Annotated in this window: 22 protein-coding genes and 1 pseudogene; 19 read left to right on the top strand and 4 right to left on the bottom strand. The window is 53.4% G+C overall.

Annotated features, from left to right (window positions below):
* The first annotated feature begins 8 nt into the window (after positions 1-8).
* Complete coding sequence (locus RC74_RS13355) at positions 9-1,004, top strand: NAD(P)-dependent alcohol dehydrogenase (protein WP_039002639.1); 996 nt, start codon at positions 9-11, stop codon at positions 1,002-1,004.
* A gap of 158 nt (positions 1,005-1,162) precedes the next feature.
* Positions 1,163-2,590 (top strand): mechanosensitive ion channel family protein, encoded by a 1,428-nt coding sequence (locus RC74_RS22720; protein ID WP_052274876.1) that lies wholly within the window; start codon positions 1,163-1,165, stop codon positions 2,588-2,590.
* A 3-nt stretch (positions 2,591-2,593) separates the two neighbouring features.
* On the opposite strand, the pseudogene RC74_RS13365 reads toward RC74_RS22720, so the two are convergent.
* Both RC74_RS13365 and RC74_RS13370 read right to left on the bottom strand, forming a co-directional pair.
* A pseudogene (locus RC74_RS13365) lies at positions 2,594-4,152 on the bottom strand (DHA2 family efflux MFS transporter permease subunit).
* Positions 4,153-4,157: 5 nt separating this feature from the next.
* Positions 4,158-5,315, bottom strand: a complete 1,158-nt coding sequence (locus RC74_RS13370; protein ID WP_039002641.1) for an HlyD family secretion protein — start codon at positions 5,313-5,315, stop codon at positions 4,158-4,160.
* Positions 5,316-5,453: 138 nt separating this feature from the next.
* Here RC74_RS13370 and RC74_RS13375 point away from each other — a divergent pair, with 138 nt between their 5' ends.
* From RC74_RS13375 to RC74_RS13415, 12 genes are all read left to right on the top strand, one after another.
* Entirely contained in the window at positions 5,454-6,095 is a 642-nt protein-coding gene (locus RC74_RS13375; RefSeq protein WP_039002642.1) for a TetR/AcrR family transcriptional regulator, read from the top strand.
* 267 nt (positions 6,096-6,362) lie between these two features.
* A complete protein-coding gene (locus RC74_RS22530; RefSeq protein WP_169798742.1) occupies positions 6,363-6,524 on the top strand; it encodes a type 2 periplasmic-binding domain-containing protein in 162 nt (53 codons plus the stop codon).
* Between the two features lie 128 nt (positions 6,525-6,652).
* Positions 6,653-7,447, top strand: coding sequence for a DeoR/GlpR family DNA-binding transcription regulator (locus RC74_RS13380; RefSeq protein WP_039002675.1), 795 nt, complete (start codon positions 6,653-6,655; stop codon positions 7,445-7,447).
* Complete coding sequence (locus RC74_RS13385) at positions 7,440-8,222, top strand: inositol monophosphatase family protein (protein ID WP_039002643.1); 783 nt, start codon at positions 7,440-7,442, stop codon at positions 8,220-8,222. The genes RC74_RS13380 and RC74_RS13385 overlap by 8 nt, the downstream gene beginning before the upstream one ends.
* The gene (locus tag RC74_RS13390; protein WP_039002644.1) at positions 8,223-9,905 is read left to right on the top strand and encodes a Na/Pi cotransporter family protein; all 1,683 of its coding nucleotides are present in this window, start codon (positions 8,223-8,225) and stop codon (positions 9,903-9,905) included.
* A gap of 88 nt (positions 9,906-9,993) precedes the next feature.
* Entirely contained in the window at positions 9,994-10,749 is a 756-nt protein-coding gene (locus tag RC74_RS13395) for a DeoR/GlpR family DNA-binding transcription regulator (protein WP_039002645.1), read from the top strand.
* Between the two features lie 86 nt (positions 10,750-10,835).
* Positions 10,836-13,154 (top strand): GcvT family protein, encoded by a 2,319-nt coding sequence (locus tag RC74_RS13400; protein ID WP_236939928.1) that lies wholly within the window; start codon positions 10,836-10,838, stop codon positions 13,152-13,154.
* Positions 13,100-13,297: a glycine cleavage T C-terminal barrel domain-containing protein gene (locus tag RC74_RS23080; RefSeq protein WP_236940079.1), complete on the top strand. Its 198-nt coding sequence runs from the start codon at positions 13,100-13,102 to the stop codon at positions 13,295-13,297. The genes RC74_RS13400 and RC74_RS23080 overlap by 55 nt, the downstream gene beginning before the upstream one ends.
* A 512-nt stretch (positions 13,298-13,809) precedes the next feature.
* Complete coding sequence (locus RC74_RS23085) at positions 13,810-14,238, top strand: type 2 periplasmic-binding domain-containing protein (RefSeq protein ID WP_236939929.1); 429 nt, start codon at positions 13,810-13,812, stop codon at positions 14,236-14,238.
* Positions 14,178-14,828: an extracellular solute-binding protein gene (locus tag RC74_RS23090; protein ID WP_236939930.1), complete on the top strand. Its 651-nt coding sequence runs from the start codon at positions 14,178-14,180 to the stop codon at positions 14,826-14,828. Before RC74_RS23085 ends, RC74_RS23090 begins: the two co-directional genes overlap by 61 nt.
* Positions 14,829-14,961: 133 nt before the next feature.
* Positions 14,962-16,074: a putative 2-aminoethylphosphonate ABC transporter ATP-binding protein gene (locus RC74_RS13410; RefSeq protein WP_039002648.1), complete on the top strand. Its 1,113-nt coding sequence runs from the start codon at positions 14,962-14,964 to the stop codon at positions 16,072-16,074.
* A complete protein-coding gene (locus RC74_RS13415) occupies positions 16,071-18,092 on the top strand; it encodes a putative 2-aminoethylphosphonate ABC transporter permease subunit (RefSeq protein ID WP_039002649.1) in 2,022 nt (673 codons plus the stop codon). The genes RC74_RS13410 and RC74_RS13415 overlap by 4 nt, the downstream gene beginning before the upstream one ends.
* Before the next feature lie 22 nt (positions 18,093-18,114).
* Here RC74_RS13415 and RC74_RS13420 read toward each other — a convergent pair whose 3' ends face one another.
* A complete protein-coding gene (locus tag RC74_RS13420; protein ID WP_236939931.1) occupies positions 18,115-19,020 on the bottom strand; it encodes a LysR substrate-binding domain-containing protein in 906 nt (301 codons plus the stop codon).
* Between the two features lie 102 nt (positions 19,021-19,122).
* On the opposite strand from RC74_RS13420, the gene RC74_RS13425 reads away from it, so the two are divergent.
* The 5 genes from RC74_RS13425 to RC74_RS13445 are packed head-to-tail and all read left to right on the top strand — an operon-like array spanning position 19,123 to position 25,878.
* Positions 19,123-20,310 carry a 2-aminoethylphosphonate--pyruvate transaminase gene (locus RC74_RS13425; protein ID WP_039002650.1) on the top strand — a complete coding sequence of 396 codons (1,188 nt, stop codon included), beginning with the start codon at positions 19,123-19,125 and terminating at the stop codon, positions 20,308-20,310.
* Between the two features lie 19 nt (positions 20,311-20,329).
* A complete protein-coding gene (gene phnA / locus RC74_RS13430; RefSeq protein WP_039002651.1) occupies positions 20,330-21,574 on the top strand; it encodes a phosphonoacetate hydrolase in 1,245 nt (414 codons plus the stop codon).
* A 3-nt stretch (positions 21,575-21,577) separates the two neighbouring features.
* Entirely contained in the window at positions 21,578-23,032 is a 1,455-nt protein-coding gene (phnY, locus tag RC74_RS13435) for a phosphonoacetaldehyde dehydrogenase (protein ID WP_039002652.1), read from the top strand.
* Positions 23,033-23,071: 39 nt separating this feature from the next.
* Complete coding sequence (gene pbfA / locus RC74_RS13440; protein WP_039002653.1) at positions 23,072-24,427, top strand: (R)-1-hydroxy-2-aminoethylphosphonate ammonia-lyase; 1,356 nt, start codon at positions 23,072-23,074, stop codon at positions 24,425-24,427.
* Complete coding sequence (locus RC74_RS13445; RefSeq protein ID WP_052274877.1) at positions 24,424-25,878, top strand: FAD-dependent oxidoreductase; 1,455 nt, start codon at positions 24,424-24,426, stop codon at positions 25,876-25,878. Before pbfA ends, RC74_RS13445 begins: the two co-directional genes overlap by 4 nt.
* Here RC74_RS13445 and RC74_RS13450 read toward each other — a convergent pair.
* Complete coding sequence (locus tag RC74_RS13450) at positions 25,875-26,888, bottom strand: 2-hydroxyacid dehydrogenase (RefSeq protein ID WP_039002654.1); 1,014 nt, start codon at positions 26,886-26,888, stop codon at positions 25,875-25,877. The two genes, RC74_RS13445 and RC74_RS13450, sit on opposite strands and share 4 nt — an antisense overlap.
* Positions 26,889-26,947 lie beyond the last annotated feature (59 nt).

Raw genomic sequence — 26,947 nt, forward strand, 5'->3', positions numbered from 1 at the left:
AACCTGACATGCGTGCCTATAGCTATACCCGTTACGGCCCTCCGGACGTTCTCAACCTCATCAACTTGCCAACGCCAACACCCAAAGACACTGAAGTTTTGATCCGAACCTATGCAACGACGGTTAGTAGCGGCGATTGGCGGGCAAGAACGCTCACCGTACCCGCAGGCATGGGGTTGATCGCCCGCTTGGTGTTCGGAGTTTTTCGGCCAAGGCAGCCAACCCTTGGCACGGAATTGTCAGGTGTGATCACCGAAATTGGCGTCAAGGTGACGGAATTCAAAATTGGGGATGCTGTGATTGCTTTTCCGGGGGCAGCCTTTGGTGCCCATGCCGAATATTGCGTGATGCCACAGGATGGGAAAGTGGTGCTGAAACCGGAAAATATGAACTTTGAGGAAGCCGCCGCGCTCTCTTTTGGGGGCACCACGGCCTATGATTTCCTTGTCAATAAGGCGCGGCTTAAGGCAGGCGAAAGCATCTTGATCAATGGCGCTTCTGGGTCCACGGGCACAGCCTTTGTGCAATTAGCCAAGCATTTAGGCGCGGAGGTGGCCGCCGTTTGTAGCGGGGCAAACGCGGATTTGGTCCGAAGCCTTGGAGCGGATCATGTGATTGATTACACCAAAATCGACTTTACCACCGCCGCGCGTAAATTTGACATGATCGTCGATACCGCAGGCACTGCCCCATGGTCGCGGGCGCGGCACGCGCTCAAGCGTGGAGGCCGGCTGGTCGTGGTCAACGGCAGCCTGTCGGACATGATCTTTGGCCCCCTACGCGCACGACTGCATGGCAAGCGTGTGGTTGGAGGGGTGGCATCGGAAAATGTGTCGTTGTTGCAGGCGTTGACCGCATTGGTTGTGGCGGGCCACTTTCGTCCCGTGATTGATCGATCTTATTCTTTTGATCAAATGATCGAGGCGCACCGACATGTGGATACTGGCCGTAAAAAGGGAAACGTGGTCGTTGTTTTGGTCTCGCAGGAGCCAGCCATGGGGTAAAATAGGGGAAACCGGTTCTGTAGGAATTTTAGACTCGCGGGGAAATTTTTCGGAATGATCCTTGCACTTATGAGTTTTGAAATCATACAGTTTAAATGCCGGTAGTGGCTAGGACCGATGGCACACCCCGAGGCTGCACTCATCAAGAGGATTTCGCCATGACCAGTCACGCAACCGATGCCGTCGCCCAAACTGAGGCAATTGCAAAAACGGAAACCGTGGAGGGCATCATCAACGATGTCACCTCGGAAATGGGCCCTGTAATCAGCTATTTTACAGATATATCCACACGACTGGCCGCGCAGATATTCTCGCTAGAAGGGATATTTCAAGTCGCGCTCATTGGCTTCACGTTTCTCGCGGCCTTCCTTGCATCACGGTTTTCAAGACAATTGTTAGCGCGGATTTGGCCGATGGCCGATGACGAAAAAGTATTTATGAAACATGTTTTTTTGGTCATCAAAAGCCTTATCGTTCCAATTGTCTGGGCCATTCTTTTGTTGATTGGGCAGGCCTCATTACAGGCCAGCGGACATCCCAGCGATCTCGTTCGTATTCCGGCGACGCTCCTGCAGGCATGGATTTTGATCCGGCTTTTTTCAACCTTGGTCCGCGATCCATTTTGGTCGCGCACATTTGCAACGACCGCTTGGGTGATCGCTGCGCTCAACGTTTTGAAACTCCTGAATCCCCTCATCGGTTTTCTCGATAGCCTCGCTATTAACATGGGCGACGCGCGCCTTTCGCTCTTCACGGTGATCAAGGGCGCGACAATTCTTGTTTTGTTGATCTGGATCGCGTCTGTTTTCAGCAGGTTCGTTCAGTCCCGTCTCAATATGTCCAAAGATCTGACACCCTCTGTCAGGTCCCTGATTGCTCAAGCCGTCAAAATCGGTTTGTTTTTTACGGCGGTGATGGTTGCGATGAACATCGTTGGTATTGATTTGACGGCGCTTGCGGTGTTCTCGGGGGCGTTGGGTGTAGGTATAGGGTTTGGCTTGCAGGCCATCTTTAGCAACCTTGTGTCCGGTATCATTATGTTGGTCGAAGGGAGTATCAAGGTTGGCGATTTTGTTGAGCTTGAATCCGGACTGAGGGGGGAAGTGCGCGAAATCAACACCCGCGCAACCCTTATCACCACCAATGACAACATCGATATTTTGGTTCCAAACTCGCAATTCATCAACAACCCCGTGGTGAACTGGACGTTGCGCGATAGCATCCGGCGCATACGCGTTCCCTTTGGTGTCGCCTATGGAAGTGACAAGGACCTTGTGAAAAAGGCCGCCCTAGAAGCTGCCAACGCGACCCCTCATTTGCTCTCAGGGAAGGGTTCAAAGCCGCCGGAAGTTTGGCTGATGAAATTCGGGGAAAGCAGTCTGGATTTCGAATTGGTGGTCTGGCTTACACCACAGGCGGTCAAACGCCCAAGTACTGTGGTGGCTGCATTCAATTGGGAAATTGAAACGGCCCTTCGAAAATATGGAATCGAAATGCCCTTCCCTCAAAGAGATTTGCACATTCGTTCGGGGAGTTTGCCAATTAAATTAACGGCAGCAGATGCATCGCAAGATAGCGAAAATTGAGGCCTAATGTGCTTCGACTGACGTGCCTTTTGCGGGTGGTTTCATCAGCAATGCACCAAAGGCAAGGCTGGCGAACAATCCCGTAAGTATGAAAAAGACGTCAATAAAGGACAGCACAGTCGCTTGTGCCTGAATCCGCCCCGCCATTTGAACCAAGGCCCCCGTCGCGCCATCAAGCCCCCGCGAGGTTAAGTTCGCGGCCATGAGATTGAGTTGGCGCAAGACCTCGTCGTTGGCCCAATTGAGCCCTTCAGACAGGCGCGCATAATGCAAGCTGCTGCGCTCCGAAAGAACCGTGTTAATCACAGCCAGGCCAACAGCGCCGCCAAGATTGCGCATGAGGTTATACAGGCCCGAAGCACCCTTCATTTTGCTGGCGGGCAAGGTGCCAAGCGCGAGGTTATTGATCGGCACCATACAAAGCATCAACGATGCGCCGCGCAGGATTTGGGGCCACATCAACTCTTGGAAGTCCCATTCGGCGGTCATCCCTGTGAGCATCCACGTCGAGCCAGCAAAGCCCATGAACCCCACCAAAAGGAGGAAGCGCAGGTCAATTTTCGATGAAAGCATGCCCACAATTGGGGCGCTGATAAACATCGCAAGGCCGGATACAAACACGGTTTCGCCGATCATCAAACTGTCGTAGCCGCGGATTGACGCCAGATAGAGCGGGTAAAGATAGGTCAGCCCATAAAGGCCAATTCCCATGGTGAAGCTAAAGATCGAACCCACCGCGAAATTCGGGTCTCGGAAGGCCGAAAAATCGATGAGCGGCTCCTCGCGGGTAAAGGCGCGCCAGAAGGTCACGATACCGCCAACAACCATCGCCACGGTCATAATCACCACTAAATGGTCGTCAAACCAGTCATTGGCCGCGCCTTCTTCTAGCACGAATTCCATCGCCCCCAGAAACGCCGCCAATGCCGCAAGGCCCCACCAGTCGAACTTGCCAAAAAGCTTCCAATTCGGGCGGTCAAAATCAATGAGCGTCCACGCCCCAATGGCAACAGCAATGCCCGGAATGACATTGACCAAAAATAGCCAGTGCCACGACATTGTATGGCTCAGATATCCGCCAATCGTTGGTCCCACTGTCGGTGCAAGCGTCGCAATTAAGCCAATGATGGGCGATACGATGTTGCGTTTTGAGGGGGGAAGATGGTAAAGGCCGCAGCAAAAACAGATGGGATCATCCCGCCGCCCAAGAAGCCTTGCAGCGCGCGCCAGATGATCATTTCGGTGATCGTAGTTGATGTCGCGCACATGAAACTCGCGGCGGTAAAGCCCGCGGCGGCGATGGTAAACAGGACCCGTGTCGACATCATCCGCGCCAAAAATCCCGACAGCGGGATCATGATAACTTCGGCAATCAGGTAGGAGGTCTGAACCCAGCTGATTTCATCGGCACTTGCGCCCAGACCTGCTTGGATATCGGGTAGGGAGGCCGACACGATCTGGATGTCCAGAATGGCCATGAACATCCCGAAGACCATGATGAAAAAGGCGATAATACGCCGAGGAGTGAGTTCAATCGGTGCTTCGGGAAGATCTGTAGGCATCCAAGTTACTCGGCTTGTGCTATCGCAGCAGCATGCGAGCCAGTGCGACTATCCACTTCGACAATCGCCGACAATCCTGCCCGCAAATGGCCCGTCTGCATGACGGCATCTGGGATATCAATCCGCACTGGAACGCGTTGCACGATTTTGGTGAAGTTACCCGTCGCGTTGTCTGCGGGCAGCAGGGAGAAAACAGATCCCGTCGCAGGAGAGACCGAAGAAACATTGCCTTCAAACACTTGGTCGGGGATGGCATCAAAACTGATGTGAACCGTCGCGCCCAAAGCGATTTCGTAAATCTGTGTTTCTTTGAAATTCGCCTCAACATATAAATCGTTCATCGGTACGAGGGCCGCCAAAAGTACACCGGGGCTTACCAAATCGCCGACTTCTAACGTGAGGTTTGCCAGAGTCCCATCAGCGGGGGAGCGCAATACTGTTAAGTCCAGATTGCGTTGCGCTTGTTTTACGGCCAGCTCAAGCTCGTGTTTCGCGCCGTTGGCTTCGGCCTGTTGGGCATGGAGTACCCCGATTTGGGCTTTGGCATTTAGAATAGCGGCGTTGGCGTTGGCGAGCGAGGCGGTGGTTGTTTCAAGGGCTTCGGTTGAGGAATCTAGCTGGGCTTGGGATGCTACTTTTCGCGTGGCCAATTGTTGGGAGCGATCCCACTTGGATTTTGCCGCACGCACTTGCGCCTCCGCGACGGATTTCATCGCCTCCGCTTGGGCAACGCCTGCTTCAGCGGCGGTGATTTGCGCGCCAAAACGGCCAATGGTTTGGTCCGCCGTCAAGACGCGTTCTTTGGCGAGTTCCAAGGCAAGGAGGTAATCTCCATCATCAAGGCGCACCAGAACATCGCCAGCCTTCACAATGTCATTTTGCTTTACGGAAACTTCAGAAACATAGCCCTGCACACGACTGCTAATCAACGTTGTATCCGCTGTGACATAGGCATCATCGGTTTCGATCATAAATCGGCCCGACGTCCAGTAGGTGTGGCCAAAATCTACCATCCCAGCAAGCGCTCCCACGGCAACCAAAGCCAGAACCACCTGCTTTACAAGGCGTTTAGGCGGCTTTGTTTCCGTGGTTTTCTGAGTTTCCAAATCGGGTGTGACGTCGATTTTGTCAGTCTGTGCAAGGTCTCGTTCGTGACGTGACATAGGGTTTATCCTTGTTGCCGATGGTGCAGATGCCGAGCAGACAGCTAAATCGCACCGTTCGGTTCGATTTAGCACCTAACCCCCTGCGCGCTCAATTACAAGGCTTTATCAAACCGTTCGGTTCGATTATGTTGAGTCATGGAAAACAAAACCATAAAGCCACGCCGCCATGCCGCCGGACGGGATCCCGCCAAACGCGAAGCCATTCTCATAGGGGCGGCGCAGGTTTTTCTGGACCGCGGATTTGATGCCGCCAGTGTCAACGATATTTGCCGCGCGGCAGATGTTTCAAAGAGCACGCTGTATGTTTATTTTGACAGCAAGGATGACTTGTTTGAATCCCTGATCGAGCACGAACGGGACCGTGTTTTTGCTGGTTTAAGCGAGTGTTTGCGGGAGGAGCGCCCCCTGCGCGATAAACTGAAGGACTTCGTGTTTATTCTAGCAAAAATCCTTTGTTCCGACGAGGTGATCCGCTCACAGCGCGCCATAATTGGCATGGTCGAACGGATGCCCGAACTTGGCATCCGATATTATGACGGTGGTGCGATGCGCATGCGCCTCCTTATTTCGCAATTTCTGGACTCAGAAGTCGCAAATGGCACGCTAGAAATCGAGGATACAACGCTTGCAGCCTATCAGTTGATCGAGTTATCGACGGGGGGTGTGTGGCGCCAATGCCTTTTCAGCAAGGTGAAATATCCACCGCCCGCTGAAATCCTTCGTAAGTCCTCAAGCAGTGCTGTTGACCTTTTCCTCGCGGGCTACACAAAGCGCTAATCGCTTTTGGGTCCGTGCAAAAGAGGGACGGGGGCTGGATGGTTCAGTCGATCAAGCCAGTACAGAGGGCCTGAACCAAGCCAATGGCGCCGGCAATGGGTTTGAATTGACCTGTGGATTCATTGGCCACGGATCACGGTTTCGGGGCCGCGACCAAGTTGGAATGACTGGGCGGATCAGTTTGGAATCCCCACCACGCCGCTGCCCGTTCTGCGCCTTGATACCTATGCTCCGGCGCAGACCATTGCGCGGGCAGGGGGCGGTGTTTTGCTGGCGTCGCTAGCTTTGTGCGAAGCCGATCTTAAGGCGGGAAATCTTGTGCGTGTGTCGGACGATGTGCTTGCCCACCATGAAAGCTATTGGATGCTCGCGAGTAAGGAGGCCGTGACGAAACCCCAATGGGACGACCTTGTTTCTGCGCTGAAATAGGGTGCAGAAGACGTATTTTTGACGATATGTGTGGGCAGGATTTCCCAAAACGGTCATAACCCCACAATTTTCATGGATTATTGTGGGTTTTAGGTGTATTGCTTTGTCAAAACAACAAGGCCGCTAAATTGAAGAAACAACATTCCCATTCCCATCGCGAACTTGAGTTGCTCAATGCTATACGAAGAATTGGTGGTTTTGCCCGCAATTCGGAACTGGCGAACGTGTTGGATGTCTCAGAGGAAACCGTGCGTCGCACGATCAAAGGTCTGTCAAAATCCGGTACGATCGCCCGTGTTCACGGGGGCGCCTATTTGGTGGGAACCCAGAGCGACCCCAGCTTTTTCAAACGCATTGCCCAGAATTCCGACGAGAAACGCCTGATTGCGCAAGAGGCTGCACAGCTCGCCGCTGACGGTATGACGCTGTTTTTGGATGTCGGAAGCACAACAGCGTTTGTAGCTGAGGAGTTGCGGGTGCATCATAATCTGACAGTCGTTACAAACTCTATTCGGGTGTCGCAAACGCTGGTGGGGCATAACGACAATCGCGTGTTTTTACTAGGCGGAGAGATGCAATCGAACGAGCTTGGCGCCTTTGGCCATGTCACCGAAACGCAGGCGCGGCGCTATGGTTTTGACCGCGCGTTTCTGAGTGCGGATGCCCTAAGTTCCACAATAGGCTTTCTGTATTTGGATCCCGCTGAGGCAGATTTGGCGTCGGTCGTGATTGACTGTGCGGATATAACGGTCGCGGCAATGACGCATCATAAATTCGACAAGACTGCCCCGCACCGCAGCTTTCATCCGAGTGAGATTCACACATTGGTTGTCGATCAGGCACCTGAAAAACCTTTGGCCACGAGCCTTGAAAAATGGGATGTCGCCTTGCGTGTGTCCAAAAAGGAAAACGATCATGAATGACGCGCAAGATTTCGAAATGAAGCATGCACAGGGCGTGGCTGATATCGCTGCAGAAGCCGCGCGGGGTTATTTTCGCAACCCTTTGCAGGTTGAGTTTAAAGCGGATGAAAGCCCTGTAACGCAGGCCGACCGAGGCGTCGAATCCAAGGTCCGTGCGTATCTAGGTGAGCATTTTCCCGACGATGGGATTTGGGGCGAAGAGCACGGAACCGAGGGCGACGATCGCGAATGGATGTGGGTTGTAGACCCGATTGACGGAACGCGTTCGTTCCTTTCTGGGAACCCGCTGTTTGGATTTTTGGCGGCGCGTATGCATCGCGGAGTGCCCGAAATTGGTGTGATTGGTATGCCCGCTTTGGGCGAAACCCTCATTGGTAAACGCAACGGTACGGCGACTTTGAATGGGCAGAAAATTCAGACGTCCACCCAAACGTCGCTGGATCATGCGGTATTATATATCAACGAAGCTGATAAAATTTATCAGGCCCATCCTAAGGTTTTCGCAAAGCTTGTGGCGAGCGGACAAACGCGCCGATTTGCCTATGATTGCTACCCGCATGCGTTGGTGGCAATGGGGCATGTGGATGCGGTTGTGGATTATGATCTTCAGCCCTACGACTATTTAGCGGTACTGGCTGTTGTCGAGGCGGCAGGCGGAATTATGACGGATTGGAAGGGGCGCACGTTGACCGACAAATCCGCGTGCCAGCCCGTAATTTGCGCGGCAACCCCCGAGTTACACGCCCAACTTTTGGCGATTGTGAGCATTTCCTAAATGGCAATTATTAGTTTCCTCATAAGCCTCTCTGGCGCGACAATGTTGCTTTTGTTTGCCGTTCGCATGGTGCGAACCGGTATTGAGCGCAGCTTTGGCGCGTCGTTTCAACGGGTCTTGACCCAAAATAAAAGCCTGATGGGCTCAAGCGCGACGGGCGTGGCACTGGCGATTGTTTTGCAAAGCTCGGCGGCTGTCGCGCTTTTGACGGCTGGATTTGCAGCTAGTGGATTTTTGGCGTTCCCAACGGGCCTTGCCATCGTGCTCGGCGGTGATTTGGGGTCAGCGCTGATCATTCAGATTCTCTCGTTCAAGATGGACTGGCTCATCCCGATGCTGTTGGCTGTTGGCGGCTGGTTGTTTGTCAAAACTGACCACAAAAATGGCCGCCAATTGGGGCGTATCCTCATGGGCGTCGCGTTTATTTTGATCTCGCTTCAGTTTTTGCGCGAAGCCGTGACTCCCATTCGGGACAGCGCGTTTTTGCCTGCTATCGCTGACTATCTTTCACGCGATTTTGTCACGGCATTTATCGTCGGGGCGGCCCTCGCATTTGTGATGCATTCAAGTGTCGCGGCGATTTTGATGTGTGTTACGCTGGTGCAAATCGGTGCTATTCCATTTGACGCCGCGCTTTCGCTCATGTTGGGCGCGAACCTCGGAAGTGCCTTCATTCCGATTTGGTTGACGCGCGGTATGCCGACCGTCGCGCGCAGCATTCCAGCCGCAAATCTCTTGGTGCGAGGCAGTTGGGCTATTCTGGTTTTACTCGGGCTGAATTTGGCCGCCGATCCGACTATGCTGATGTTTACCAGCCCAAGCCAATCGCTGATTTACGCGCATATCGGGTTTAACCTTTCCCTGTTGATTGTTGTGCTTCCGTTTTGCCGCGTCTTGGAACCCGTGCTTCAAATGCTGATGCCAAGTGCGACTTCGGCGGAAAGTAACCTTGGCGAACAGGAGGTTGGCTCCGCGCTTGATCCCTCAACCGCCGAGACGCCAACCCTCGCGATTGCAAGCCTAAGACGCGAGTTGTTGCATATGGTTGGGCTGGTCGAACGTATGTTCAAAAGTGTTCCAGATCTTTATGAAACGGGCGATCGAGACAAAATTCGGGCGGTTCGTACCCAAGATTATCAGGTCAACAAATCGCTTTCGGAAATTCGCTCATTCGTCGCGCATATGCCGCAGGAAAACTACACCAAGGAAGACAAGAAGATTGTGCGCGGTTTGATGGATTACGCCATTCGCCTTGAAACTGCGGGCGATGTGATCGCCAAAACACTGACGACAATTGTAGAAGAAAAACATGAAATCCACGCCGAGTTTTCCTCCGAAGGCTGGGCGGAACTTTTGCGGATGCACGAAGCGGTCGTTGCCAATCTGAGGCTTGCCAGCAATGTTTTGGTGTCTGATGATCTTGAGAGTGCCAGACTTTTGGTGATGGAGAAATCCGAGATCAAACGCTCGGAGCGCAAAAGCCGCAAAAACCATTTAACTCGTCTTCAAAGTGGGCGTGGTGACAGTTTTCGTTCAAGTGACGTCCACTTGGAAACATTGCGCGCGCTGCGGGATGTGAACAGTCATATCGCGGCCATTGCCTATCCAGTTCTGTATAGAAATGGACAACTGCTTGAAACGCGGCTCATTCAGGAAATGGACTTACACGAGGAAGATAGCTAACGCGGATGTATTGGATGTGGATTCCCCATGGACGTTCCTGTCAAGATTTGGCAAAACTTGGCATGTGAAATCGAAAAGGCCGTCGTCCATGCTCCCCTCCGAACGCCACGCGATCATTTTGCGCGAAGTCAAAACGCAACCAGCGGTTTCAATTCGAATGCTCACTGAAAAGCTGGGCGTAACGCGCGAAACCGTGCGCAAGGATATCGAGCAACTGGCAGGCGAGAATAAGCTGAGCAAAGTGCGCGGTGGGGCGACGCAAATCCTGACGCGAGAGCCGGAAGTTTCAACCCGGTTGGCGACGAACCCCATCGGAAAAGCGAAAATCGCCAAACATATTCTTGGAAAAATCCCCAATGGGGCATCGATCATTGTTGATAATGGGTCAACGACTTTCGCGGTTGCACGTCTGTTGCGGGAGTTCCGCACTGATTTAATTGTGCATACGAACGACCTTAGAATTGCCGAACTTCTGGGGCCCGTTTCACGGGAAATTACGGTTTTAGGCGGGCGTCTTGATGTCGCAGAAAACGCGACGTTTGGGCTTGATGCGATGGAGCAACTGGCACGGTATCGCGCCGAATTTGCGTTGATCAGCACGGGCGGTTTGGTCGCGCGTGCTTTGTTTACAGATTTTTCGCGTGACGCCGCTGACCTGCGGCATTTGATGCTTCAGCAGGCCGAACAACCGTTTATATTGGCCGACAGCAGCAAGTTTGATGTCGTTGGACATGTGGTTATGCGGCCTTTGCCTGCGCGCACAGTTGTCGTTGTCGATACAGAGCCGCCAGTAGAAATTACCGCTGCTATGAGCGATCAGGGGATTGTTTTCGAAACGGCTTAATGCAAACAAAAGAAAACATTTGCCAAATTTTGCAAAATGACATTTAGTCAGACTCAAAATCTGATACCTGTGCATGGAGTCGTAAAATGGCCAAAATCAATCTTCCTGAAAGAGCGCAATATGTGATCGTAGGCGGCGGGATCGTCGGATGTTCGGTGGCCTATCATTTGGCCAAAATGGGCCACACCGACATTGTTTTACTTGAGCAAGGCCAGTTGAGTTGCGGCACGACGTGGCATGCGGCAGGGTTGGTGGGGCAATTGCGCAGCCAACCTGCGATGACGAACCTCATCAAATATTCAACCGAACTTTATGCCCAGCTTGAAGCGGAAACGGGGTTGGCAACGGGTTGGAAGCAGTGCGGATCTGTGACCGTTGCCCGCACCGAAGATCGCATGACGATGTTGTTGCGCACAGCGGCGGCGGCCCGCGCACAGGGGGTTGAGGTTGAAGTTATTTCGCCGAAGGAAGCTCAAGATAAATGGCCCGTTATGCAGGTTGACGATGTTATTGGTGGACTATGGATGCCAAGCGATGGCAAGGCGAACCCAACTGATTTGACCCAATCCCTCGCCAAAGGCGCGCGGATGCGGGGCGCTAAAATCATAGAAGGCGTGCAGGTTACCGATGTCTTAACCAAAGACGGTGCGGTGACGGGTGTTGTGACTGATCAGGGAACGATTGGGGCGCAGGTCGTGGTGAATTGTGCGGGGCAATGGGCACGGTCGTTGGGGAAAATGTGTGGTGTGAATGTGCCGCTTCACTCGGCGGAACACATGTATATCGTTACCGAACGCATTGAGGGTGTGAACCCCGATCTGCCAGTTCTGCGCGATCCAGACGGGTATATTTACTTCAAAGAGGAAACTGGCGGGTTGGTTATGGGCGGCTTTGAGCCGCAGGCGAAACCATGGGCGATGGACGGCATCCCCGACAAGTTTTACTTTCAACTGTTGCCTGACGACTGGGAGCAATTCGAAATTCTTCTGGAAAACGCGCTGATCCGTGTGCCACAAATGGAGCACACAGGCGTGCGCAAATTTTATAATGGCCCCGAGAGTTTTACGCCGGACAATAATTATTTGTTGGGTGAGGCGCCCGAATTGAAGAACTTCTTTGTCGGCGCAGGCTTTAATTCGATGGGTATCGCCAGCGCGGGCGGGGCAGGGCGTGCGCTGGCGGAATGGATAGTCGAGGGCGCTGCTACGTCGGATTTACTTGCTGTCGACATCCGTCGCTTTGCAAATTTCAACAATAACCCAACGTGGTTGCATGATCGCGTCAAGGAAACCTTGGGGCTGCACTATGCCATGCCGTGGCCCAATCGCGAGTTGGAAACCGCGCGCCCGTTTCGACGGTCGGCGTTGTTTGATCGGCTTGCGGGTAAAGGCGCGGTTTTTGGCTCTAAAATGGGCTGGGAGCGTGCCAATTGGTTTGCGAATGAGGGCCAAAAGCGGGAAGTCGAATATAGCTTTGGCCGTCAAAATTGGCATGAAAACGTGGCGGCGGAACATAAATCGACGCGCGATGGGGTGTCGATCTTTGATCAAAGCTCGTTTGCGAAATTGCTGGTGCAGGGACGGGACGCCTGTGCAGAACTCAATCGAATTTGCGCGGCGAATGTAGATGTTGCGGTGGGGACCACGGTTTATACGGGTCTGCTTAATGAACGAGGCGGCTTTGAAAGCGACCTCACGGTTTTGCGGCGGAATGAACAGGAGTTTTTGTTGATTACAGGCTCGGCACAGCCCGTGCACGACGCCGATTGGCTTCGGAAAAACTTTACCACGGATGCGCATGTTTTTCTTACGGATGTGACCTCGGCGTGGTCGGTTCTGGCTGTGATGGGCCCAAAATCCCGCGCAGTCTTGCGCCAGCTTTCAAAAGCAGATTTCTCAAATGTGGCCTTCCCGTTTGGCTCGTCGCAAGAGATCGACCTTGGCTATGCGACCGTGATTGCCAATCGGATGACCTATGTTGGTGAACTAGGTTGGGAGTTGATTGTTCCGGTCGAATTTACGGTCGGCGTTTATGAGGATTTGATGCGGGCTGGCGCTGAATTCGGTCTGCGAGACGCGGGGTATTATGCGCTGGACGGCCTTCGGATTGAGAAGGGATATCGCGCATGGGGGCATGAATTGACGCCCGATATTACACCGCTTCAGGCGGGGCTTGGTTTTGCTGTTGATTTTGCAAAGCCCGACGATTTTATCGGAAAGGCGGCGCTTTTGGCGGCCAAAGCGGACCCCGCGCATCTTAACACCCGCATTGTCCAACTTGTTTTGGAGGATGGCGCGGCGCAGCTTTGGGGGGGGAGGCCGTGTTGTGTAATGGCGCAGAGATCGGCGAAGTGCGCTCGGCTGCCTATGGGCATACATTTGGTGCATCGGTTGCGTTGTGTTTGATCGAGGCCGAGGAGAAAATCACCGCTGATTTCCTAAGGAACCATAGGTTTGAGATTGATCTGGCTGGGGTGAAATATGCGACCAAAGCCTATTTGCGAACGCCCTATGATCCAAAGAATGAAAGACCAAAATCTGAGGATTGAAACCTGTGCCAAACTGCGCCGCGCGGTAGCGTTTTGCCACTGTTGGAATTTTCGGATTTGCGATGAAATTTTAGGCACGCAGTATGAAGGCTCCTTTTTTTGAATCTGTGAGGCGGCAGCCTGCAGGAATGAGACCCGCGCGTCCTGAACTTGTAACGCCATACAGGGCGACCAGGGGCGGGGCTGCGTTCTAGACGGGTTTTGAGCGCGGATGGTTCCACCAATTTTCTCTACAGTGTCTTGTAAATAAACGAAATTCAGTCAGTTACATTCAGCGACCGTTGAGTAAAAAACTTTGGCTGAAAAAATGGGGTCCTTATTGCATGTTGGACGGAGAAATCACCGGTTGGGCTTGAGATTTATCAAGTATAGGCAAACCTAATAGGTCGGTAGGTATTATCGATTTTTTTTGCTGCAAAAACCTGCCAAAGTGATCTCGTATACATGCGGGTGTTACAAAAGCCATCCAACGAAGAGATGCAAAAGCCCAAATGTCCAACATGGAGAAATATATGAAACACATGACAACTAAAATTACGTCCCTTGTCGTCGGCGCGCTGATGGCGACGACCGCAGCGGCCGAAACCGAGTTGACCGTTTATACGGCTGTTGAAGCCGAAGATTTGGCGCGCTACGCGGAAACCTTCAATGCAAGTCACCCAGATATCAAAATCAACTGGGTGCGCGACTCAACTGGGATCATCACCGCGAAGCTTTTGGCGGAACGCGATAACCCACAAGCGGACGTCGTTTGGGGGCTGGCGGCAACGTCCCTCCTTTTGCTAAAATCCGAAGGGATGCTCGAAGCCTATGCGCCTGCTGGCGTGGGTTTGCTTGATCCTAAATTTGTGGATACGGGCACACCCCCGCGTGGGTTGGTATGGATGCTTGGGTTGCGGCGGTGTGTTACAACACGATTGAAAGCGAAAAGCTTGGCTTGACGCCGCCCACTTCGTGGGAAGATTTGACCGATCCGATGTATGCAGGTCATATTATTATGCCAAATCCGAATTCTTCGGGTACTGGGTTCCTTGACGTATCAAGCTGGCTGCAAATCTTTGGCGAAGAGGGTGGCTGGGAGTATATGGACGCGCTGCACGAAAATATCGCGCGTTATACGCACTCGGGTTCCGCACCTTGTAAACTTGCCGCATCGGGCGAAATTCCAATCGGCATTTCCTTTGCTTTCCGTGGCGCGAAATCCAAAGCCGAAGGCGCTCCGTTGGACATCATCGTTCCATCTGAAGGTGTAGGATGGGATATGGAAGCGACCGCGATTATTGCAGGCACCGCAAACCTCGAAGCGGCGCAAACATTGGTTGATTTCACAGTCACCAAAGAAGCCAATGAAATGTACAACACGGGTTATGCCGTTGTGGCCTATCCGGGCGTTGCGAAACCTGTGGAATATTTCCCTGAAGGTTTGCTTGAAGCAATGATCGACAATGACTTTGAATTTGCGGCCAACAACCGCGCCGCAATCCTCAAAGAATGGCAGAGCCGTTACGACGGTAAATCTGACGCTAAGTAAATTATTTGCGCGGGGGGCGATTTTGCTCCTCGCGCACTATTTACGCGTACCATCGTTTTTTAACAAAACTACTGGCACAGACCAGAAAGCTTTGGCGTGACCCCAAAGCTAAAATGTAAGGACATTTTTTGAGATGCAAGCAAACTCATCGGACGCAGTCTATCTAAATATCGAGAATCTATGGAAAGCGTTTGGCACTTTTCTTGCCCTCAAGGATATCTCTCTTGAAATCAACGAAGGCGAGTTTGTGTGTTTTCTCGGCCCATCGGGGTGTGGGAAAACGACCTTGTTGCGGGCGATTGCGGGGTTGGACTTGCAAACCAAAGGCAAAGTGACACAGGACGGCAAGGATGTTTCGAACCTGCCGCCCGCGGAGCGTGATTTCGGGATTGTCTTTCAGTCTTATGCCCTGTTTCCCAACCTGACGATTGAAAAGAACATTGCTTTTGGCCTTGAGAATACGGGCCGCAGTAAGTCAGAGATTACAGCCCGCGTGCGGGAGTTGCTTGAACTTGTCGGCCTCTCCGAGCAAGGTAAAAAATACCCAGCTCAGCTCTCGGGCGGGCAGCAACAACGCATCGCACTGGCGCGAGCCATTGCCACCAATCCTGGCCTGTTATTGCTCGACGAACCCCTCTCGGCCTTGGACGCAAAAGTGCGGGTGTATTTGCGCCACGAGATAAAAGAGCTCCAACGCAAGCTTGGGGTGACGACCGTGATGGTGACCCACGATCAAGAAGAAGCCCTCAGTATGGCTGACCGGATTGTCGTTATGAATCATGGTATTATTGAGCAGGTCGGCTCACCCACAGAAATTTACCGCACCCCCGCGAACCTGTTTGTCGCGGATTTTATTGGCGAGATGAACCAGATTAAATCGATCGTCACCGAAGGGGGACGCTTAAGTATCGGCGAGAAAACCTTCGCCTGTTTGGAGCATAAATTCCAAGATGGCGATGCCGTCGTGGCCGCGATCCGTCCCGAAGACGTGATCCCACATGAAGCGGGATACGAAGCCACAGACGCCGACCGCAATTGCATCGAGGTTCGCCTGCAAGAGATGGAGTTCCTCGGATCATTCTGGCGTTGTCGGTTGCAAAATGAACGTTTCGAAGGCTCCGAGTTGATTGCCGACTTTTCGATCAACGCCGTGCGGCGCTTGGACTTGGGCGAGGGCAAAAACATGGTCATCGAATTGCCAAATGACCGGCTGATGGCCTTTAGCCGTCCGGAGGTCGCAGCATGAGTTTTTTCCAAGCGGCCCCAACTGGGCTGCCTGCAGGCCCCGTGATTAAACCCAAGCTTAGCCGCGACGACATCGTTATGCGCGGCGGTATGCTGGTCATCGCGCTTTATCTGATCGTAACGTTGATTTTGCCCCTTTGGGCGATGTTGTCAAAATCAATTTTGACCTATCATTTTGATCTTTCGCAATACGAGTTTCAGGTCAGTGATGAGGTAGGCACATTCGACGGAACCATCCTCAACGCAGCAGTGCTGAACACTAAAACCAAGGCCTATGCGCAAGATGACCTCAGTGCGGGGAGCGACAGCCGGTTAAGCGTCGCCGCGTTTTTCCCTGATTTTAGTTTCCGCAGTCCCGTGCTGTATCAGGTTCGCAATACGGTTGAAGGCGGGCGTTTCTTGGTCGGCTCCACCTTGAATGACACAACCGATTGGGTCGAGTTGGACAGCAACACGTTTCGGCGGGTACAATTGCGGCCCGTCCAATCGACAGGTCTTGATAACTTTGTAAACTATTTCTCGACCCCCGCTTTGTTCAATTCGATCAAAAACTCAGTGATGATTGCGACGATTTCAACGATCATTACGGTCACACTGGCGTTCTGGTTTGCCTATGCCCTTAACCGTACGTGCATGCGTTTCAAAGGGGCGTTTCGTCTGGTTGCGATGATGCCCATTCTTGTGCCGTCGCTCCTGCCGGGCATCGCGCTCGTGTACCTGTTTGGCAACCAAGGGATGATCAAAGAACTGCTATTTGGCGCTTCGATTTATGGTCCGATTGGGATTGTTATTGGTTCGGTGTTTTTCACCTTTCCACACGCCTTTATCATTATTTCAACAGCACTTGCGATTTCGGACGCGCGTCTTTACGAGGCCGCAACCTGCCTGCGCTCCACCCCGTGGCGCACCTTCTGGACGGTCACAATTCCGGGTGCGCGGTATGGCCTGATCTCTGCGGCTTTTGTGGTATTCAATCTCGTGATTACCGACTTTGGCCTACCAAAAGTAATCGGCGGGCAATTCAATGTGCTTGCGGTCGATATCTATAAACAAGTGATTGGCCAGCAAAACTTCGAGATGGGGGCGGTGGTGTCCGTTGTCCTTGTGATCCCTGCGATTTTGGCCTTCGCGATTGATCGCCTTGTGCAGGGAAAACAGGTGGCGCAATTGTCCTCGCGCTCAGTTCCGTTTCAACCGTCGCCCAACGCGAAAAATGACAGGATTTTCTTTATCTACGCGTTGTTTGTGGCCATCTTTATTGTCGGAATGCTGCTTGTTTGCCAGTTTGCGGCCCTTGTCAAATTTTGGCCCTATGACCTAAGTTTGAGTTTGAAAAACTATCAGTTCGGCAACATGGACGGTGGCGGATGGGCGTCGTATTTCAACTCGATCAAGCTGGGTTTCCTTACGGCTATTGTTGGTACGATAATTGTATTCTTTGGCGCCTACCTTGTTGAAAAAACGAATAGATTCTTCGTGGGCCGCGCTATGTTTCAGATGTTCGCCATGTTGCCAATGGCAATTCCGGGCATGGTACTCGGCCTTGCATATATCTTCTTTTTCAACAATCCCGCTAACCCGTTCAACGCGATTTACGGCACGATGGCGATCCTAGTGATCTGTTCGGTGACACACTTTTACACCGTGTCTCATCTCACGGCGGTGACGGCGCTTAAGCAGATGGACCGCGAGTTTGAATCCGTGTCGTCTTCCCTCAAACAACCCACGCTCAAGTTGTTTACCCGCGTGACGGTTCCGGTTTGTTTGCCGTCGGTGCTCGACATTTCGATCTACCTTTTCGTCAATGCGATGACCACAGTTTCGGCGGTTGTGTTCCTGTATTCTCCGACCACAACGCTGGCATCGATTGCGGTTTTAAATATGGATGATGCTGGGGATATTGCACCTGCAGCGGCGATGGGAATGATGATTTTCTATACCAACGCGGCGGCGCGGATTATCCACCTGATCGCGTCAAAAGGCATTATGCGGCGTACACAGGCTTGGCGCGCGCGGTAAGCAAAAACGCTTCCGCGCCACATCAATTTGTGGCGCGGGTCTCCTTTTCTTGCTGGGCCACGCGGGCAAAATCCACAAAGGTTCTGATGACTTTAACATCGCGACGTTGGGCCATATGCAACATCACTTCGCTCATCTGGATGTCGACGCCTTGAAGGTGGATTTTTGTGAAGCGATCATCGTTGCCAAACTCCGCCTCCGACACAAACCCAATCCCTGCGCCAGAAGCCACAACTTCACGCACCGCTTCCCGCCCCTCCGCAACAATCGCCGGTGTCAGGCTTAGGCCCTGTTTCTTAGCAACTTCCTCAAGTTGTTGACGGGTTTTGGAGCCCGTCTCGCGGAAAATGAGCGGGTACTTAGTCAACTCCTTCAGGGTAAGCGCGGTTTTGGACGGGGGTAGGAAATCATGTGCGGCGAAGGCCATAATCTGGCTTGATCCAAGATTCATGACTTCCATATCCCTGCCGGGTGCCATGCTGCCCGCAATGCCAATATCAGCGTTATAGCCACGCAATTCCTCAAGGATATCTTCCGTGTTTCCAGTCCGTAAAGTGACGGTGATATTGGGATAGCGATTGCGAAATTTGCCCAGAAAAAACGTAATATGGTGTGCAGAATCCGCGATAATACGCAGCTCTCCATCCACCGTGGCACTGGTTGCTGACATGTATTCCTCAATCTGCTGTTCGATCTCGAAATACTGTTTGGTATAGCGAAAAAGGCGGTCCCCCTCAGGGGTCAGAGACACCATTTTGCGCTCGCGATGGAATAACAGCACGTCATAGTCTTGTTCCAGTTTGCGGACTTGCTCGGAAATCGCGGGTTGGGTGAGGAAAAGCGCTTCTGCGGCCCGCGAAAACCCGCCCGTTAAGGCAACGTAATGAAAGGCTTTTAGCTGGCTGTGGCGCATATTTTTGGCTTTCATTTATTTCATAAGCTGAGCCTATGATTTGATTGTAATTAGCAATTTCACATATAGGTTGGAATTCTGCAATGGTCGTTTTGAAAGTCACTTCGGAGAGATAAAATGGCCGCTCCAGAATTCAAAATACCCCGCCCACATTTGGGCGAGCCTTACCTTCTTACCCCCGGTCCGTTGACCACATCCTACGTCGTCAAACAGGCGATGTTGCGCGACTGGGGAAGCTGGGACGATGATTTCCGCGGTATGACGCGCGAGTTGCGGGCGCGTTTGCTTGATCTTTTGGGTGCGGGCAAAGAAGCCTTCGATTGTGTCCCAATGCAAGGCAGCGGCACGTTTTCAGTTGAGGCCATGTTGGGGTCGTTTATCCCTCGCAACGGCAAGGTTTTGGTGCTTGCCAATGGCGCCTACGGCAAACGCACGGCGCAGACGCTGGAATACCTTGGCCGCGCTCATGTGGTTCTGGACAAGGGCGATTACCTGCCGCCACGCGGCGCAGAGGTCGCGAAAATCTTGGCCGACGATCCGGCCATCACCCACGTTGTCGCTATCCATTGCGAAACCAGCTCGGGCATTTTGAACCCGGTTGAAGAGATTTCCGAAGTTACTTATGCGGCGGGCCGCAAGCTGTTGATTGACTCCATGTCGGCCTTTGGCGCGATTGAATTGAAAGTTGCGGATATCCGCTACGAAGCGCTGGTGTCTTCGGCGAATAAATGCATTGAAGGCGTGCCCGGATTTGGCTTTATCATCGCGCGCAAAACTGAGCTTGAGGCCGCCAAGGGCAATAGCCATTCCTTGAGTTTGGACGTCCATGCCCAATGGGCGCATATGAATAAAACCGAGCAATGGCGCTTTACGCCGCCCACCCATGTGGTGGCTGCATTCCTTGTGGCATTGCGCGCCCATGAGGCCGAAGGCGGTGTCGCAGGGCGGGGCGCGCGCTATACGCGAAACCGCGATGTGATGGTTGCTGGCATGCGCGACCTTGGGTTTGAAACCCTGCTCAAAGATCGCTGGCTCTCCCCCATCATTGTCACATTCTTTTGTCCTTCGGATGATAACTTTGCCTTTGATCGCTTTTACGAACTGATGAAGGACAAAGGGTTTATCATCTACCCTGGAAAATTGACCGTCGTCGACAGTTTTCGCGTCGGTTGTATCGGCCAAATGGACGAACATGTTATGCGGCAAGTTGTTGCCGCTGCCAAAGAAGCGCTTGCCGAAATGGGCGTTGCAAATGCAGCACCACCCGCGCGCGCCCTAGAAGAACGCGCTATCCTAGCCGCTTGATTACAAAAGGAAATACCACATGACTATTCAATCTCCCATCGTCGCCAATGGCCGCGCATATCCCGTTCCTAAAACCTGCGCCATCGCCATTTGTCTGGACGGTTGCGAGCCGGAATATTTGGAGGTCGCGATTGCCGATGGCCTGATGCCAACCCTCAAAAGGATGCGCGAAACAGGCACTGATAGGTTGGCGCATTCGGTGATCCCGTCGTTCACCAACCCCAATAATCTGTCCATCGCAACGGGACGCCCGCCTGTTGTGCATGGCATTTGCGGCAACTATTTGTACGAGCCGGAAACCGGCGAAGAAGTCATGATGAACGACGTGCGTTTCCTGCGCGCGCCCACCATTTTCAAGACGTTTTATGATGCCGGTGCGCGGGTTGCGATTGTCACCGCAAAGGATAAATTGCGCGCGCTTTTAGGGGCGGGCCTGACGTTTGAAGATGACCGCGCCAAGTGCTTTTCAGCCGAGAAATCCGATACCTCCACACAGGCCGAGCATGGTCAGGAAGCCGCGAGCAAATGGCTCGGTATGGCGCAACCTAATGTCTATTCCGCTGAACTGTCCGAGTTTGTTTTCGCCGCAGGAGTAAAACTTCTGCGTGAGTGGAAGCCCGATGTGATGTACCTGACCACGACCGATTTCGTGCAACATAAATACGCGCCGCACCAGCCCGAAGCCAAAGCCTTCTATGAAATGTTCGACAAATATCTGACCGAACTTGATGCCATGGGCGCGGCGATTGTGGTTACGGCCGATCATGGAATGAAGCCAAAACACCTCGCCGATGGATCGCCTGCGGTGGTCTATGTTCAGGATTTGCTCGACGAGTGGTTGGGCGAAGCGGCGGCGCGTTTGATCCTGCCAATCACCGACCCCTATGTTGTGCACCACGGCGCGCTAGGCTCGTTTGCCACGGCATATTTGCCAGAGGGCGCCGATCAGGCCGATATCATGGCCAAGCTGCGCGCGACGGAGGGTATCACCGATGTTCTGACCAACGCCCAAGCGGTTGCGCGGTTTGAACTGCCAAGTGATCGTATTGGCGACATTATTTTGGTTTCGGGCGAGAATATTTGCATCGGAACCTCGGAGCATCGCCATGATCTGGCCGCGCTCAAGGAACCACTGCGCAGCCACGGTGGGTTAACCGAACAAGAAGTGCCCTTCATTTGCAACCGCGTTTTGCCGCTGCCTGAACGTCCCGTTTTGCGCAATTTTGATGCGTTCTTTTACGCCACCACAGCGGCGGCCCTTTAAAAAATGGCCGTTCTCAAATCTGAAATCCGCAACGAAGGCATGCGCATCGGGGGCGAAATTGTCTTTACCGACGATGTGATCCCCGTTCACTATCCTTTCACAAACGAGGTGGTTGGCTCTGTTCCTGCGGGCACGGCCGAACATGCAAAACGTGCGTTCGAGATTGCGGCAAACTACACCCCTAAATTGAGCCGCTATGAGCGCAGCCAGATTTTGCGGCGGACGGGGGAGCTGATTGGAGAGAGGCGCGATTATCTTGCAAGATGGTTGACGCTGGAGTTGGGGATTTGCCACCAACATGCGATTTATGAAACCAAACGCGCGCAGGATGTGTATCTATTTGCCGCGCAACAGGCGCTGGTGGATGACGGCGAAATTTTCTCCTGTGATCTGACGCACAACGGCAAACCGCGCAAGATTTTTACCAAGCGCGAACCCGTGCGGGCGATTTCGGCGATCACCCCGTTCAACCACCCGCTCAACATGGTCAGCCATAAAATCGCGCCCTCGATTGCTACCAACAATTGCATGGTCCTTAAGCCCACTGAGCTGACGCCCCTCACCGCGATTGCGCTTGCGGATATCCTCTATGAGGCCGGATTACCGTATGAGATGCTCCAGATTGTTACGGGGTGGCCCAAGGATATCGGCGAAGAAATGATGGTGAACGAGAACATCGATATCGTCACATTTACGGGCGGCGTGCCCGTGGGTAAACTGATTGCAGCGAAAGCGGGCTATAAACGTCTGGCGTTGGAATTGGGTGGCAATGACCCGTTTATCGTTTGCAATGACCTGTCTGATGAAGACCTCGAAAAAGCCGCGACGATTGCCGTGGCGGGGGCGATTGGCAACTCTGGGCAACGCTGTACCGCGATCAAACGCATTCTGGTTCAGGAGTCGGTGGCGGATAGGTTTGTGCCGATGGTTCTGGCCAAGGCCAAAGCGGTGAAGTTTGGCGATCCCCAAGATCCCGAAACGGAACTGGGCTGCGTGATCCATGCAGAGGCGGCAGAACTCTTTGAAAAACGGGTGTTTATGGCCGAAAAAGAGGGGGCAAAAATCCTTTACCATCCCGGCCGTCAAGGCGCACTTCTTCCGCCCATTGTGATTGACCACGTGCGCCATGACAGCGAGTTGGTGATGGAGGAAACCTTTGGCCCCATCGTGCCCATCGTCCGTGTTCCCGACGATGACACCGAGGTCATGCGGATTTCAAACTCCACGAATTTCGGCCTGAGTTCCGGTGTCTGCACCAATGATTTAAACCGCGCGATTGCCTATATCAACGGTCTGGATGTCGGCACCTGCAACATTTGGGAGCAACCCGGTTATCGTATCGAAATGTCCCCCTTTGGCGGCATCAAAGACAGCGGCAATGCGGTTAAGGAGGGCGTGATCGAGGCGATGAAATTCTTTACTAACGTCAAAACCTACTCCCTGCCGTGGCCTGAATGACGTCAAATCATCTGTCTCGTTTTTTCCAATTGAGGTCCCATGTCCAAAAAGATTGTCCACACTGAAGGCGAGTCAAACACATCCGATGCCCGCCAAGCTTGGTTGGAAAAATCGATCGGTCCGCGGTCCGCGCCATTGCTTGAGAGGGATTCAAATGCCTTTCTGCATCAAAGTCTGTCGAGCCCCTGTGTGAGCACAATCGCCAAGGCGGAGGGTATTTGGATCGAGGACATGGACGGGCGGCGCTATATGGATTTCCACGGAAATTCGGTGCATCACATTGGATATGGCCACCCGAAATTGGTTGCGGCAATCAAAAAGCAGCTGGATGATCTGCCCTTTGCACCGCGTCGTTTTACCAATGATCCTGCTGTTGAGCTGGCGGAGAAAATCGCCGAAATAGCCCCAGGGGATTTGTGTAAAACACTGTTTACCACGGGCGGGTCGGACGCGAATGAAGTCGCGTTAAAGATCGCGCGCGCGGCAACGGGGCGGTTCAAAACCGTGTCGTTTTGGGATGCGTTTCACGGCGCGGGGTTGGGCGCAGCGAGTGTTGGTGGCGAAGCAACCTTTCGCAGCCACATCGCAGGACCACTTTTGTCGGGTACCGAACATGTCGCGCCATTTGCCTGTTATCGTTGCCCGTATAATCACGCGGGGCCGGATGTTTGCGGCTTGGCCTGCGCGCAGATGGTCGAATATGTTTTGGAGAGGGAAGGCGACGTCGCCGCCGTAATCGCCGAGCCAATGCGGGCCGTGCCTTATGTGCCGCCGCCCGGATTTTGGAAGGTCGTCCGCGAGGCCTGTCATCGTCATGGCGCCTTGCTGATTTTCGATGAAATCCCAACGGGCTTGGGCAAAACGGGCAAAATGTTTGCCTTTGAGCACGACGATGTCATCCCCGATATTGTCACGATGGGCAAAGCTTTGGGCGGGGGAATTCTTCCTATTGCGGCTTGCGTTGCGCGGCGGGAATTGGACGTTTGCGGCGATTTTGCCATCGGCCATTATACCCACGAAAAAAACCCAGTCACGGCGCGCGCCGCCCTCACAACCATTCAAATCATCGAGGAAGAGGGACTTGTCGCGCGTGCAGCCGAGCTTGGCGACTACGCGATGGCGCAGCTGCAAGACCGCCTTGGGGATGTGCAAATCGTTGGCGATATACGGGGGCGTGGCTTGATGTTTGGCGTAGAGATCGTTGAGGACCGCGCCGCGAAAACCCAAGGCAATGCGCGGGCCGAACGGATATATTATGCCTGCCTTGAAGCGGGATTGAGCTTTAAAATCAGTCAAGGTTGTGTCCTTACCCTTTCGCCGCCCCTCACCATCGCAAAGGCCGATCTTGATCGCGCATTGGATATTGTGGTGACGGCGATCAAGGAGGCGGCTTGACGGACGAGGCCCATTTCGACGTCGCGATTATCGGTGGCGGCATCAATGGCGCGAGTGCGGCACAGCATTTGAGTGCGGCGGGGTGCCGCGTTTTGGTTGTGGAGAAAGACGACTTTGCCAGTGGCGCCACCAGTCGTTCCAGTCGCTTGTTGCATTGTGGATTGCGTCATTTGGCGAATGGTGATCGGTTGCGCGATCTGTTGCGTCATCCCCTGCGGTTGATGCGCGCGCTCGCGACAGTGCGCGAAGACATGTTGGCGCGGGACGAGTTGGTCGCCACCCTTCCTGAGCAGGTTAAAGCGATGAAATTTTGCTTGCCAATTTACAAGGATGATCCCTATCCCGCGTGGCTTCTTGATCTCGCCTTTGCAGCTCTGAGGCTGGCAAGTCCGCGGGGTGTGCCGCTTGAGTATCGCCGGTATCGCCCTTCCGAAATGCAGAAAATCCCGATTTATCCATGGCTGCGTACGCCAGAAAAGCTGCGCGGGCTTGTGGTGTTTCGGGAGTATATTTTCGACTGGCCCGAACGAATTGCGCTGGATGCCTTATTGGATGCGCGTCGGATGGGGGCCGACATTCGCAACTATACCCAAGTGACGGCGTTGCACCGCGAGGGTAACCAGTGGCAGTTGAATTTGCGAAAGTCCGACGGGGAACAGGCCAAGGTGACCGCGCAAACAGTGCTTAATTTTTCGGGCGCTTGGGTTGATGCGGTGCATCAGTTTACGGGCGATCCAGTGGGGAAAATCTGTCAGGGCATCAAGGGCATCCACATAGCGATTCAACTGCCAGAAGCTTTTGCCGACCATGGCGTTTTTACCTACAACAGCCTTGGCGAACCGCTCTATTGCCTGCCGTGGCGCGGCATTCATTATGTCGGGCTGACGCGCACGCCGTTCTCGGGCGATGCCAGTGATATTGCGGCCTCGGATCAGGAAATCGACTGGATACTTGCCGAAACTAACCGCGTGATGCCCAACCTGAATTTGGGGCGTTCGGATGTCGTGTATAGTTGGGCGGGGGTCAATCCGCTAACGCATGATCCACAGGAAGCTTTGGGCAGTCGCGAGATTAAAATCCACGACATGGCGTCCCACGGAATGGAGGGTATGTTTGCCTTGACGGGAGGCGCGATCATGACGCATCGACGCGTGGCGCGGCGGGTTGTTCAGAAGATACGAAGCAAAATTCAACCGTCCCGCCCGCCGCAAGACATGCAATTTGGCGCGGGTCAGGGGAAGGTTGACGCCGAATGTGCACAAAGCTTGACTGACGTTCTGTCGCGCCGGAGGGGCCTTGCGTGGGACGCCGATCAGGGGCGCGACTCCGCCCGTGGGATCGCCGAAAAGCTGGCTCCCGATTTTGGGTGGGATGCCCAACGGATCGAGGCAGAACTGATGGACTATGAGGGTTACTTGCAAACGGCGCGGCGCAAGCCAACGCGGGATTAATTTTCGAAAACAACGCCTTGGGATTGGGCGCGCAATCGGGGGTCTGTTGATTTCACCAACACATCGCGCCCTTCAAGCACCTCAAAACACCGCTCTAGGGTTTCCGCCTCTAACCGCTCCATCGCCCCCTCCGTATAGAACGTGAGATGCGGCGAGAGGATGACATTCGGGCGATTGAAAAGGGCGCTCATCGGGTGCCCTTCGCGCGCGAGCGGTTCTTGAGAATAAACATCAAGGCCAGCCCCTGCGATCCATTTCTCCTCGATGGCACGCACCAACGCTTGTTCATCGACAATCGCACCACGCGAGACATTCACCAGAAACGCAGTGCTTTTCATAGCACGCAATTCGGCCTCACCGACCAAGTGGAGCGTATCATCATTCAGGACGCTGTGAATGGTGACAAAATCGCTCTGCGCCAACATTGCGTGTAAATCGTCGATCTTTTCTACACCGATTTCTTGCATGTCTTGCGCCGAAGTATGGGGGCTATAGGCGATGACACGGGCGTTAAAGCCTTGCCCAGCCATGCGCGCCATGCTGCGCCCGATTTTTCCGAGGCCGATAATTCCCACGGTTTTGCCGGCAATATCCGTGCCCATCCACGTGGGTTCCGGCCACGCCCAGCCTTCGCTGTTCATTTGCTGGTTCAAATGGGGGAGCCGCTTGGCGAGGGCGATCAACATAGCAAAAGCGCCTTCGGCCACCGTTTCTTCGGCGTATTCGGGAATGTTTACCACCGTCACGCCATGCTCAATCGCGGCAGGAATATCGATGGCGTCAATTCCGACGCCGTATTTCACGATGCCTTTAAGCATGGGCGCATTTTCCAAAATGTGGCGCGTGATCGGCGTATAGCACATAAGGAGAAGGTCGGCGTCTTTTAGAGCTGCAATGAGATTTTGAGGGGTCGTCGCATCAGGAAGAAGCACCAATTCGTGGCCCGCCGCAATCAGGGCTTGATCCAAATAGGGTGTTTGTAATTCGCTGTCGGTTCTTACAATTCTCATGGTCAACCTTTCAAAATCGAAGCTTGCATAGTTCACCCATTTAACAATTGCTCAAATAC

The sequence above is a fragment of the Falsihalocynthiibacter arcticus genome (genome assembly GCF_000812665.2).
GTDB lineage: Bacteria > Pseudomonadota > Alphaproteobacteria > Rhodobacterales > Rhodobacteraceae > Falsihalocynthiibacter > Falsihalocynthiibacter arcticus.